8 protein-coding genes and 2 tRNA genes are annotated in these 12,369 nt (G+C 57.1%); 3 read left to right on the forward strand and 7 right to left on the reverse strand.

What is annotated here, in order from left to right; genetic code table 11:
• Positions 1–103: 103 nt before the first annotated feature.
• On the forward strand, positions 104–1,807 hold the full coding sequence (locus EYB53_RS08930; protein WP_135477853.1) for a M3 family oligoendopeptidase: 1,704 nt from the start codon (positions 104–106) through the stop codon (positions 1,805–1,807).
• Positions 1,808–1,843: 36 nt separating this feature from the next.
• Here EYB53_RS08930 and EYB53_RS08935 read toward each other — a convergent pair whose 3' ends face one another.
• The 3 genes from EYB53_RS08935 to EYB53_RS08945 are packed head-to-tail and all read right to left on the reverse strand — an operon-like array spanning position 1,844 to position 4,732.
• The gene (locus EYB53_RS08935; RefSeq protein ID WP_135477854.1) at positions 1,844–3,310 is read right to left on the reverse strand and encodes a sensor histidine kinase; all 1,467 of its coding nucleotides are present in this window, start codon (positions 3,308–3,310) and stop codon (positions 1,844–1,846) included.
• Positions 3,311–3,369: 59 nt separating this feature from the next.
• Positions 3,370–4,296 (reverse strand): methylmalonyl Co-A mutase-associated GTPase MeaB, encoded by a 927-nt coding sequence (gene meaB / locus EYB53_RS08940; protein WP_135477855.1) that lies wholly within the window; start codon positions 4,294–4,296, stop codon positions 3,370–3,372.
• Between the two features lie 28 nt (positions 4,297–4,324).
• Positions 4,325–4,732, reverse strand: a complete 408-nt coding sequence (locus tag EYB53_RS08945; protein ID WP_135477856.1) for a cobalamin B12-binding domain-containing protein — start codon at positions 4,730–4,732, stop codon at positions 4,325–4,327.
• 277 nt (positions 4,733–5,009) lie between these two features.
• Between EYB53_RS08945 and EYB53_RS08950 the strand changes: the two genes are divergently transcribed.
• Both EYB53_RS08950 and EYB53_RS08955 read left to right on the forward strand, forming a co-directional pair.
• Positions 5,010–5,086 (forward strand) — tRNA-Glu (locus EYB53_RS08950).
• A gap of 13 nt (positions 5,087–5,099) precedes the next feature.
• Positions 5,100–5,175 (forward strand) — tRNA-Asp (locus EYB53_RS08955).
• Between the two features lie 43 nt (positions 5,176–5,218).
• Here the strand turns inward: EYB53_RS08955 and EYB53_RS08960 are convergent.
• The 4 genes from EYB53_RS08960 to EYB53_RS08975 all read right to left on the reverse strand — a co-directional run bounded on the left by EYB53_RS08960 (position 5,219) and on the right by EYB53_RS08975 (position 12,357).
• Complete coding sequence (locus tag EYB53_RS08960; RefSeq protein WP_135477857.1) at positions 5,219–5,893, reverse strand: FHA domain-containing protein; 675 nt, start codon at positions 5,891–5,893, stop codon at positions 5,219–5,221.
• 15 nt (positions 5,894–5,908) lie between these two features.
• The gene (locus EYB53_RS08965) at positions 5,909–9,916 is read right to left on the reverse strand and encodes an FtsK/SpoIIIE domain-containing protein (protein ID WP_254150986.1); all 4,008 of its coding nucleotides are present in this window, start codon (positions 9,914–9,916) and stop codon (positions 5,909–5,911) included.
• 16 nt (positions 9,917–9,932) lie between these two features.
• Positions 9,933–10,322, reverse strand: coding sequence for a hypothetical protein (locus EYB53_RS08970; RefSeq protein WP_135477859.1), 390 nt, complete (start codon positions 10,320–10,322; stop codon positions 9,933–9,935).
• 208 nt (positions 10,323–10,530) lie between these two features.
• A complete protein-coding gene (locus EYB53_RS08975; RefSeq protein ID WP_135477860.1) occupies positions 10,531–12,357 on the reverse strand; it encodes a hypothetical protein in 1,827 nt (608 codons plus the stop codon).
• Positions 12,358–12,369: the final 12 nt, after the last annotated feature.

The following is a 12,369-nucleotide window of genomic DNA, read 5'->3' on the forward strand; positions in this document are numbered from 1 at the left end:
TGTTTTAGTATTACCCCAAGGGTACCGTAGATAGTTACGACAGGGTTACATTGCAGTATAATTCATTCTAACGGAAGAGATAGAGAGAGAATGAGGTCATTCTATGCAATTGTCACTACCCACATCAGCGCTCGAGACGCTTGAATGGGGCTGGGATGCGTGGCGCCCGGGGTTTGATCTGCTCCGTGAGGCACCACTTGATGCAAGCACCGTTGCAACATGGCTGGCAACGTGGACAACCTTGAGCAATTTGATCAGTGAGACCTATGCGCGTCTTTCGGTCGCAACAACGTGTGATACAACCGACCCCGTTGCCGAGCGGCGTTTTCATGCGTTTTTGAACGATGTCTACCCACAAGCGATGGCGGCTGATCAGGTATTGAAGCAACGTTTGCTGGCAAGCGGTCTTGAGCCAGAAGGGTTTGCGGTGCCGTTACGTCATTTGCGTGCTGAAGCAGCCTTGTTCCGCGAGGCAAATCTGCCGTTGCAAACCGAAGAACGACGGCTTGGCAATGAATATAATCGGGTAATCGGTGCTCAGACGGTGCATTGGGATGAACGTGAGTTGACGATTGCGCAGTTGGCCCCCTATTTTGAAGATCCTGACCGCAGGGTGCGCGAACAGGTCTGGCAACTGGCCTCCACCCGTCAACTGGCTGATCGTGAAGTCATCAACGATCTCTGGCGCCAACTGCTCGCCTCGCGTTTGCAACTCGCGGCAAACGCCGATCTGCCTGATTACCGTACCTATGCCTGGCAAGCACGTCAGCGCTTTGACTATACGCCTGACGATTGTCTGCGCTTCCACGAAGCCATTGAAGAGGTAGCAGTGCCGGCTGCCGAGCGTGTCTATGCCCGGCGTGCGGCGCGTCTGGGGCTTGACCGCCTGCGGCCCTGGGATATCATTGCCCGTGCCCCCGAGGATAACCCGTTACGCCCATTTGCCAATGGCGAAGAACTGGCTGCCCGTGGCGAAGCCGTCTTGAGCCAGGTTGATCCGGTGCTCGGTACCCATTTTGGGACGATGAGGCGTGAACAGTTGCTTGATCTTGATAATCGTAAAGGCAAGGCTCCGGGTGGGTACTGCACGACTTTTGCGGCAGCCGGGCGTCCATTTATTTTTATGAATGCCGTCGGGATGGCAACGGATGTCCGTACCCTGCTGCACGAGGCCGGGCATGCCTTCCATGTCTTTGCGACCGATGCGTTGCCATACCATCAGCAGCGCTCAGTGCCAATTGAGTTTGCCGAAGTTGCCTCGATGGCGATGGAGTTGCTGGCCGCACCATATTTGCGCCGTGGCGATGGTGGCTACTATGCCGATGAAGCGGCATATGCACGCGCACGGATCGAGCATCTTGAGGGTATTCTGCTCTTCTGGCCGTATATGGCTGTAGTTGATGCGTTTCAGCATTGGGCATACACCAATCCTGAAGCAGCCGATGATCCATCAGCATGCGATACGGCCTGGGATGGCCTTTGGTCACGTTTCATGGGGACCCTTGACTGGTCAGGCTTTGAAAGTGACCGGATGACTGGCTGGCATCGCAAGCAGCATATCTATCGTTACCCATTTTATTATGTTGAGTATGGTATGGCACAACTCGGTGCCGTGCAAGTCTGGCGCAATGCGTTGCACGATCAACCAACTGCCGTCAAGCGCTACCGTGAGGCGCTGGCGCTTGGCGGAACAGTCACCCTCCCTGAACTCTTTGCCGCTGCGGGCGCACGTTTTGCCTTTGATCAGGGAACTCTGCAAGCCGCAGTCACGTTGATTGAAGAGACGATTGACGAATTACAAGGGTGAAAAGCCCACGCGCTACGATGAGCGAAGATGCTCAGTTTAGACCTGAACCGTCTCGTCAACGGGGCGGGCTTCCACCAGATCAGGCTGCACCGCAAGGGGTAGCCAGATGGCAAAGGTACTGCCGCGTCCTAGCTGGCTTGCAACCGTAGCATATCCTTGATGGGCTTCGGCGACACGCTTGACAATCGAGAGACCGAGCCCCGCACCGCCACTATGCCGCGAGCGCGACTGGTCGGCGCGGTAGAAACGGGCAAAAACATGCGCGAGTTCGGTCTCTTCGATGCCAATGCCAGTATCGGCGACACTCAGGCAAGCAAAGCCGTCCCGTTGTTCAAGACTCAACGTCACCGAGCCACCCTGCGGCGTATACTGCAACGCATTGACGCCCAGGTTGAGCAAGGCCTGTTTGAGACGATCACGGTCACCTTTGATGGTAACTTGGTCTTCGTTCCCAATGCGGAGGTGGACACCCTGAGCAAGGGGGCGCAACTCGCGATAGACTTCGAGCACGAGGGTATCAAGTTCCACCAGTTCACAGCGTAGTTCCACGTGGGCATCACTCTGGGCCAGGAGCAACAGATCATTCACCATGCGAATCAATCGTCCGGTCTCGCGGCGCATATCAATAACTGCCTCGGTCGCAAGCTCAGCATCACGCAAGCCTCCGCGGTCGAGCACCTCAAGATTGCCTTGCATCGCGGCGAGTGGGGTGCGCAGTTCATGGCTTACATCGGCAACAAAGCGTCGTTGGGTCGTAAAAAGATCTTCAAGGCGGGCAAGCAGATCATTAATCGTAATGGTCAAACGCTGGAACTCATCCTGATGAGGCGGCACAGGCACGCGCTGAGCAAGATCTTCGGCATTGACAATGCCCTGTGCCGTCCGTGTCAATTCATCAATGGGGCGCAAGACCCGTCCTGCAATGAGCGTCGCACCGAGACCGGTGAGTAACAGGGCAATAGCGCTGCCACTGATCAACATTGCCGTCAGAACCCCCAGGGTCAGATCGACATCGCGCAGAGGACGCGAGATCTGAACGAGGCCAACCACCTGTTCATTACCCGATAAGACAAGTGGGGTCACAAGTGACTCGATGCGGAGACCGCCGACCTCACGCACAACACTATAGCCAGTTCCAACATCTTCGGGGCCGAGCAATAAGGCCTCGGGAGGAAGGGGAAGTTCACGATTGCCAAGATTGGGAGTACTATCGAGCAACTCGCCATCGGTACGAAAGATCTGCGCAACGAGATTGGGATTATTAAAAATCTGGATAAACTCAACCCGCAAAAAAAGGCGGAGTTCGCCCGTGGGCGTACGAATCGGCTCGAGTCCACCGGCATTAAAAATGGCCCGCACCTGACTGGTGGCAGCCGAGAGCTCACGCTGCACCCCGGCATAAAGCGCCTGGCGGACAGCAAAATAGGTACCGCATCCGAGGAGCAGTAGAGCGAGGGCAAAAAAGACGGTATAGATAAGAGTCAGGCGTGCACGAAATGACATAGCAACTCGATGGGTCTTGCGCCTGCATCATCTGCAACGGCAAGGCCCGATGTAGATACTCATGATTGCAAGAGCAACTCAGCAGCCGTATAGGGATCGCGTTCGCGTGAAGCAATCATTGCCACGAGATCTTGCCAAGCCGTGCCACGTAACCGTTCAACAGCCAACTCCTGAACCGCAGCAATCAACTCACGCTCGGCAGCGTCAAGAGCACGTTGGCTTGTTGTCCCTGTTTCGCGGAGATACGCCAAATGTTGAGCAGCGGCATCAACAATGGCCTCACTGCCCTGATCCTTGAGCGCGACCGCCTTGAGCACGGGTGGTTGCCAGGCATCAGGCTGGTACGTACCGAGATGGAGCATCGTCTTGAGTTGTTGAACCACCCGATCAGCCCCGTCATGATCGGCCTTATTGACCACAAAGAGATCAGCAATTTCGAGCATACCGGCCTTGATGCTCTGCACATCATCGCCCATCCCGGGCACCTCAACGACAATCGTCGTCTGGGCAGTACGGGCAATATCCACCTCGGACTGACCGGCCCCGACCGTTTCGATCAGAACCACATCAAAGCCTGCCGCATCGAGGAGCACCACTGCATCGGCAGTAGCCCGTGCAAGCCCCCCAAGGCGACCACGGCTCGCCATCGAACGAATGAAGACCCCGGGGTCACCACCCAGCACTTGCATCCGAATGCGATCACCGAGGACGGCCCCACCACTAAAAGGCGAACTCGGATCAACGGCAATAATGCCCACCGTCATACTACGGCGGCGCCATACCTGGGCCAGTACTGTAACCAGGGTTGACTTGCCGGCCCCAGGTGCCCCTGTGATCCCAACCACATGAGCATGACCCGTATAGGGGTAGGCATCCGCGAGCAGAGTACGGGCACGTGAACCACCCTGCTCTACCAGTGAAATCGCTCGTGCCAGAGCCCGACGATCCCCAGCCCGTAGGCGGGGGATCAAGTCGTCAGCACGCATAATGGAAGAAGGTTTGCTATTCGTCACATCAATCTCGGCTTGCTAGTGCATGAGCCTTTATAAACCTGACAATATCGTGGGTTGAAGCGCCGGGGCCAAAGATCTCGGCGATACCATGTTCTGCCTTGAGAACCGCTGCTTCATTATCTGAGATAATACCACCAGCTACAACCAGCACATCATCCATACCCTGTTCAGCTAGCAGACGCGTTACTTTGGGCAACAGGGTCATATGTGCTCCAGAGAGAATTGACAGACCGATGACATCAACATCTTCCTGAAGCGCAGCTTCCACAATCATCTGGGGAGTTTGTTGCAGACCAGTATAAATGACTTCCATGCCTGCATCACGTAGTGAACGGGCAATGACTTTGGCCCCACGATCGTGACCATCAAGACCTGGCTTCGCAACAAGCACGCGGATTTTCCGCTCCATAGTGAGCCTCCTGGACTGGATAGGGTGAACATCGTTCGGGAATTCCCGTATGAAAACTAAGACAGGGTTGTGGAAGGGCTAAATCAGCGTTCCATTCGTAGTGCCGACTGATGGTTTTTAAGAATTACATCAGGTAGTGCCGGCTTCTTAATCATTAGAGAGAAGTGCAAGACTGAAGAAATTATAGCATGGCTCTGATGTTCATTGCTAACAGTGGCTTTGTAAGATTTGCATCTTTAGGAATGATATGGTATACTCCTCGCTGTGATGAGGTTGTGGCCCCATCGTCTAGCGGCCTAGGACGCCACCCTCTCAAGGTGGAGATCGCGGGTTCGAATCCCGCTGGGGTCACCAACAAACAAATCCTGGACCCGTGGTGTAGCGGTTAACATGTGGCCCTGTCAAGGCCAAGAGCGCGGGTTCGAATCCCGTCGGGTCCGCCAACCAGGTAGCAAAACGCTCAGAGTATACTCTGAGCGTTTTGTGTTATGCCTCTTCCTCGCTTTCGACGTGACCAGTGACCATCTGGATGCGCAAGGTCGGCCCGGCATCGCCAGGCATAATGCGATCACCGTCGCGAAGCGGCACCATCGTTGCTGGGGGCAAGCGTTCTTGGTTGAGAAAGGTGGCAAGATCGGTACGCCGGGTAGCGATTGACCATCCCCCACGGGCCTCAGGCCCGATGTCACAGTGGGCTTCCCGTGACACGTAGGCATAGGCTGAGGTACGCTGGGCGAGGCGTGCCAGTTCCGCCTGATATGATCCAGGGTTCAGAAGTGCCATCATATGGAAGCACCAGGCTCGGGTCAAGGCAAGACGATGCTGCGGCAGAGTAATGGTGCTTCCATCAGGCAAACTGAGCAGACAGGCGATCTGACGGGTCAGCGCTTGCTCGGTCAACCAGAGATGAGTGCCACTTCGTATGCCGTGGATGCTCAGAGGTGCCTTGCTCGGCAAGGCTGGGCCATCAATGGTGCTGTTGCGGAGTTGGTATCGATGCATGTGACCCGTACGATCATGGGTGGGAAGGCCGCACCCGTGCGCCAGGAGGGGGATCAGTTGCACCGGAGGGCTGTCTTCACAGACAACAGTCGTTGTCTGCTCATGCCCCTCAACGAGCCAGTGCAGCGTAACAGTAAGGCTTTCACGCCGTGCTTGCATCTCACTTCCTTTCGGTCAAACCCGGGCAAGCTGGAGAAGCTGATGCTCATCTTCTCTGACCAGAAGCGCGCGTCCTGGAGGTTGCTCGGCACTGCGTTGATCGCTCAGAGGGAGGGTGATTCCCAGCAGGCGGGTGCCGGGATCATATCGGCCAGGCCAGAAAATAAGGCCGGAACGCCCCGCATCCAGCGCACGGAGTAGGTTATCATCAGCATAGGCCACGCTGGCGGCGAGCAGTAGATGCTCACCATAACGACCACCAACCTGGATCATTTCGCCCAGCGTATCGAGCAGATTGGGGCTGCCACCATAACTCTGCGCAAACTGGGCGCGCATACGCTCACGGCAAAGGTTGTAATCATCAATGAGGACAAGGCGTCGGGGCGGTGAAGCGGCCATCCGTGCTGCGATGAGATCGATACTCAGCGCACCCGCCCCATGTTCATCATCCGCATAGAAACGGGTATGGGCCAGTTCACGCAGCGCAGACAGGTTGCTCCGCGGACCATCAAGAATGTACAGGCCGAGTTCAGCGGGATCGTGATGGGCAGTCAGTTGATGCACGATCAGGTGGAGCAGGCTCGTTTTACCACTACGCCGGGGGCCAATCACAAGGGCATGAGGCGATTCACTATCCAGCGCCAGCCAGGCAGTATGAAGATTACGGCTTTCGCGACCAACAGGGAGCACCAACCCACCGTTCGTATGTGCGGGCGGCATAGGCGTGGCAAGGGTAGCAACCGTGATGAGTTCGGGGAGCAACTCAACACGCATTGGTTCGGGATCAGAGCTTCCTCTTTCGCCCCAGAACGTAGCCAGATACGTCACATAATCGCGTACCTCACTGGTGAGATCAGGCTCGAATGGACTTGCCTCGCGTTCGGCGCCACCGGTTGGGGCCAAAACCATAGAAGGAAGGGCAACCTGGAGATCTAGCGCTCCATAGTCGGGATGCATCACCAGAGCACGTCCAGGCTGACCAGCAGGCAGCGGCGTTATCACCCGCGTGCCGAGCAATTCGCTATAGTCGTGAAGTTCGGGCTGACGGAGCGTAAGGCGATGCTCGATCAAAGCTAACAAACGATAGCTCAGGTCAGTGGCGCGATCGGCACTTATGACCAGATGCATACCACAGGATCGTCCGAGGCGCGCCAGACGGATCAGGGTTGCCAACAGTTCATCGTCGCCACCCTGTTCGCCAAATTCTTCACGGAGAACGGCGAGCTTATCAATGACAACCAGAAGTTCTGGTAGAACGATACCTGTCCGCAGCCGGTAGGCCACGAGATCAGCCGCATCAGCAGCGCGCAAAAGCTCTTGCCGTTCACGAAGCGTGGTGTCCAACATACGCAGAAGGCGACGCACTCGTTCAACCTCACGAGCTTGCAAATGGTCACCAACATGCGGGAGACCAATGAGCGAACCGAGCCCCTGACCACCCGCGTCAACCAGATAACACCAGAGCGCCTGGGGCGCAAAGGTCTGGGCCAGACTCAGCACGAGCGTACGCAGCAGCGTTGTTTTACCACTGCCGGGGGCGCCTACCAGAGCCACATGCCCGGTCGCGAAGTCAAAGGCAAAAGGTTGGCGGCGACACTCTTGAGGCACATCAAGCAAGCCAATAGGTGCCCCCTGCCATTGTGCTTGCCCAGATGCTTCGCTTGACGAAAGAGACGTTGGCTCGGCAACCAGTGCTCTGAGGGTCAGGCGGAGTGGAAGTGGCGGTTGCCAGATGGGCTGCGGTAGCCAGCCAGGGTATGCTGGTTCCATGGTGCTGCCAGCCGTGCGGAGGGCACGAACGAGCAGATCGAGGTCCGTTTCGCCTTCAGTTGAAGGGCCGGGATACCCTGGAGCAACCGGTTGTTCCTGGCCGTTGCGCAAGAAACTCACGCGGGGGCCGTGTGTCCCAGGTTCAGTAGGCTGATAGACTCCGGTAACGACGGCGACCTGGAGAGGCCGCACTTCGCCGCCTGAGCGCATATAGGCCCGTCCGGGCAAATCAGTTGTCAAGAAGGCTGCATCAGGCTTGAGCAACATTGTGCGACTATCTTCCGCATTGCCCAAACGCAGAGCGACAAAGAAACTCAACTGGCTCCGAATTTCATCAGTAACGGCACGCGAAGGTTGCTGTGTTGCGAGCAGCAGATGCACGCCGAGACTGCGGCCCTGTTTGACGACCCGGATTAACTCGGCGACAAAGTCTGGATAGGTGCGCGCTAATTCGTCAAACTCATCAACAACAATCAGTAGATTGGGCAAAGGTGGAAGACCCTGGCTAGCGGCGAGGTGGCGGTAATCGCGGATATTTTCAACCTTGACCTCGTGGGTTGTAGCCAGGGCCTTGAGCAAACTCTTGCGGCGTCGCAACTCACTCTTGATCGACGTCACGGCGCGTTCGGCCATGCGGCCCTCGAGATCAGTGACGAGACCGGCGGTATGCGGAAGGGGTTCAAACATCATCAGACTGGCCCCGCCCTTGAAATCAATCAAGAGCAACTGCAAGCGTTCGGGGCTATGGGTGGCGCACAGCGCAGCAACCATTGTTTGCAGCAACACACTCTTGCCTGCACCGGTTGCCCCGGCGATAATGCCGTGCGGACCATGACGGCCTTCATTAAGATCGAGGCAGACCGGCACGCCATCTGCCCCGGCACCGATCGGAACATCGGGATGCCAGGCCAGAGGCAATGGTTTTGACCAAGCTGCGGGTGGCGTCAGACTCAGTTCATTGCGTATACCAAGCAAATCAAAGAGTCTGACGCTACGCGGAAGATCCTGTGCACCACCGCGTTCGAGCAAACGAATGCCTGCGAGGCGGCGTGCGAGCTGATCACTTATGGCAAGCGCAACCTGATCGGGCGTAAAACGCCCACGGGGCCACTGTTCGCCGCTGCGTACCCAGCGACCACCGTAGGGATCCAGTTCCAGCATCGCGGCACAATCTTCGGGGATTTGATGCCACGCCGCGACCAGCAAGAGACAGATCATACCAAGAGAGGCACCATGGCGGATAACCTCGGCCAGCGCGGGGTAGGTCTGGGGCAAATCGGCCCCATCGATCAACAACAGGATACGGGGTTCTTGCTGTGATGATGGATCGGCCCCGGGACGCTGCTCACGGCGCCGACTGAGTTGATCGAGCAACTCGCTTCCGAGGGTACCGATAGCGCCTGGTGAAGTGGCAAGCATGCGCTTGCCAGGGGCAGAATCATTGCCCAACGGGATCGTATGGGGGAGCCAACGGAGCCATTCCCATTCATCGGCGGTAGCAGTCGGGCAAAACAGAGCGACGCGGAGATCACCCGGAGCATGCAACACCACTGCTTGCCAGAGGAGAGCACGTGTGAGGGCACTTGCGGCAGCACGTGGGCCTGCCACACCAAGCGAACCGAGCGTGCCAAGCGGCACCGTGATAGGCACCTGGCGCAGGGTTGCATATTCAGTGGCAATCCGGTAGAGCCGCTGATCGACTATACCATCACGCATGGGGGGAGGAACATAGGCCTGACTGGAGGCAGGTATACTACCAATCCCCACCCGCAGATCGAGAAAATCATCGTCGGTGATACGGCGCTCCCACAACCGTGGCTCAGGGCGCGCCTCGCCGCTACCAGCAATTAACAAGAGCTCGTTGGTCTCGGGATGAAGGTAGGATCGCGCAGTGCGTTCCTGGTCATAGAGGCGGCGCAGGCGTGTCCGACCTGTTTCCAGCTGATCTTCAAAAAGATCCGTGCGGCTGCGATGAACAGCAGCCGCATGACGAGCCTTAACGCGATGCTGATGGAAGCCCAGGCCAAGACCGAGCAGGGCCATTGTTCCGGTTGGCAAAGCAACCAGCAACGGATTGCCACCAGCGAGGCTCGCGGTACCGGCAAACACACCGGCCCCGGCAAGCGGCAACAGCATCGGCAACAAATCAGGCCGTCCGCTTTGAGGCGGATCAGGCGGCTCGGGCAAATCAACGCTTTCGCAGGGCCAGTGAGGACGAATCCGGGGAGGACGATTAAAGATCTGGTATGTCATGCGCATAGGTTCCTGCTCAAGGTTTCTTTGCCAATTGGCGTTCACGCTCACGTTCGCGCTCACGCGCTTCTTCCTCTTCACGTTCACGCTCCTGGCGTTCCCACTCGGCGCGATCGCGTACACGGCGAACCTGTTCATCGTAAGCTTCGGCATCAGCGCGGGCAAGACGATTGGCCGCATCGCGGCAATCGCCTACAAGCTGACCTGCGTCGAGGTTCTGGGTATGGCGTTGCTGATCAAAGAAGCTGCGATGGCTTCCTAGCCAGACCTGGCAAGCATCGATCCCCAGCCTTGTGCAATCACCAATAGTGCGTTCGATCGTGTCAGCAGCATAGCGCAGGGCAAAGATAGCAGCCCCGGCAGCACCATGATCCCAGCGCACATCTTCATAATTGGGTCTTTCCATGATTGTTTGCTCTCTAGGACTAGCCAGGTTGGTTTTCGCCAGCACAAGCGCGATGGCGGGAAGCGATGCGACTCCACCGGCCTTCTTCGCTGGAACAAACCTGCGACGCTAGCTTGTTCCAGCGAAGGAAAGACTCCATTAGAGCCGCAAGCCCCAAAGACCCAGCCAGAGGCTTCCCTTGCATACGGATGGGAATGCCGACAGGCACTTACCTTGATGGGTCTGGTGAAGGCGACGTTGGTGTTGGCACGGGCACGGGTGTCGGTGTTGGCACGGGCACGGGTGTTGGTGTTGGCACAACAACATTCCAGGCAAACGACTCTGGCGTTGGCATCAGGTTTTCGGAAGCTTCAAGGTTGAAGGGCGCGGGCGTGGGCCTGGGGCCAGGGCCAGGCGGCGGTGGTGCAGGTGCAGGCAACGGGGCAAGTTCGAGCAGATCGCTATAGGCGCGATAACTGATGCTCGCAACCTCGTAAGGCGCGATCTGGAGCTCGTAGGGCAGATCCTGATATTTGCTGATATCCTCATAGCTAGTATGGGCCTGGATGGGATCATCAATAGAATAATTGTTGAGCATGATGATATTCTCGTATCCACTATGACCAGCCCCGACGCTCAGGGCTAGCGCATCGTCAGAGTCAACATAATGGCGTTCGATCGTGTGCGCAAACGGATCATCATCTTCGGCAGGAGGCTTGTCGGCACCGGCGGGACCATTTGGTCGTACCATGCCGAGGGTAATCAGAGAAGCACAGACAATACCCGCTTCTTGCATCCGTTGGCGTACTTCGGGATCGTTGCGCAAGAGCAGACACATTCCACCACCCATGCTGTGGCCTTCGAGATGCAGTCTACTCCCAGGTGGGATGCGCTCGAGTGCAGCAAGGAACCGTGCCTTGACCTGCAAATAGTAGGCGTTCGTTTCGGTCAGGTTCATAGAGGTCTGGATGACAGCGGTGAGATTATTGGCGGCACCGGGCTTGTGTGGATCAAGCCCGGCAAAACTGATGCGATAGTCACCCGTGGCGTCATTGAGCCGTTCGACACGAACCTGTTCATACGGCCAGTAGCTAATCCCACAGTGATCGCCAAAACGAGCATCCGCAATCAGCGGGTGAAAGTGTGCTTCGGGAACACCGCCAGCGCTGAGTTGGAAGGCCTGGGTCACACTGACATTGAGGATGCCCTCTTCGGCATCAATCAGGTATTCAGCGGTGGTTTCGTCACGGGCCTCAACCGTCTTGCCGAGTTGCCGACTCAGATTGAGCGAAAGTTGATCAAGCTGGGTGGTGATCAAGAGAAAGAGTTGAGGATGCAGGTGGGCTTGACTCTCGTACCAGAAGCCCTGGTGCAGCAGATCAAGCAGATCGCTGGTCTCTTGCACATCTTCGTAAGCCCAGCGTGGGCCATTGCCAAAGGTCGCAAGGAAGATGGTCTCGAGGCCACAATGAACCAACCCCAAGGCCAGGAACTGGGTCAAGGCAGGTGCGAGCAAGGGAAAGGCCGGGCCGACCCACTCTAGCGACAGATTGAGGCTTGTCACTAGCAATAACAAGCGCAGACCAATCCAGTTCCAATGCATCTCTTCGTAGGTGGCGACAATCTCACCAAGGGTAAAATCAACCCCAAAGAAGACCGGTTGGTCGGCTCCCTGCTCCCAGAGGGTCTGGGCGATCAACATCAAGGCACCGTCGAAACCATGCTGATCGTAGTGATGACTAAGCACCCGCAGCCCATTGTGCATCGTCTCGACGAGTGAGCGACCTCCGCCCAGGGCCGTATCGGCGATGGCAAAACCATGGGCGATCTGCGCTGTCCACGACGCAAGTTCAGCTTCGCGGCGTGCGAGTTGCAAGAGGCGAGCCGGGAGATCAGGCATGCCACCAGGCGCAGGGAACTCGGTGCAACGGGCCAGACATGGGCCAAGGGCTGCATCAAGCCGACGTGCCTCATCTTCGAGACGTGCAGCCGCATCATTGCCGCCACGAGCGTAGATGGTGAGTAGCGGAGGACGAGCTGAGCTAGTCGTGAGCATCGAAGAATCTCC

This window comes from Candidatus Chloroploca mongolica (assembly GCF_004762035.2).
Taxonomy (GTDB): domain Bacteria; phylum Chloroflexota; class Chloroflexia; order Chloroflexales; family Chloroflexaceae; genus Chloroploca; species Chloroploca mongolica.

Bases quoted from the DNA above. Each gene is read 5' to 3' on its own strand.
- EYB53_RS08930 (WP_135477853.1), top strand. From the start codon at position 104: ATGCAATTGTCACTACCCACATCAGCGCTCGAGACGCTTGAATGGGGC.
- EYB53_RS08935 (WP_135477854.1), bottom strand. From the start codon at position 3,310: ATGTCATTTCGTGCACGCCTGACTCTTATCTATACCGTCTTTTTTGCC.
- meaB (WP_135477855.1), bottom strand. From the start codon at position 4,296: ATGCGTGCTGACGACTTGATCCCCCGCCTACGGGCTGGGGATCGTCGG.
- EYB53_RS08945 (WP_135477856.1), bottom strand. From the start codon at position 4,732: ATGGAGCGGAAAATCCGCGTGCTTGTTGCGAAGCCAGGTCTTGATGGT.
- EYB53_RS08960 (WP_135477857.1), bottom strand. From the start codon at position 5,893: ATGCAAGCACGGCGTGAAAGCCTTACTGTTACGCTGCACTGGCTCGTT.
- EYB53_RS08965 (WP_254150986.1), bottom strand. From the start codon at position 9,916: ATGACATACCAGATCTTTAATCGTCCTCCCCGGATTCGTCCTCACTGG.
- EYB53_RS08970 (WP_135477859.1), bottom strand. From the start codon at position 10,322: ATGGAAAGACCCAATTATGAAGATGTGCGCTGGGATCATGGTGCTGCC.
- EYB53_RS08975 (WP_135477860.1), bottom strand. From the start codon at position 12,357: ATGCTCACGACTAGCTCAGCTCGTCCTCCGCTACTCACCATCTACGCT.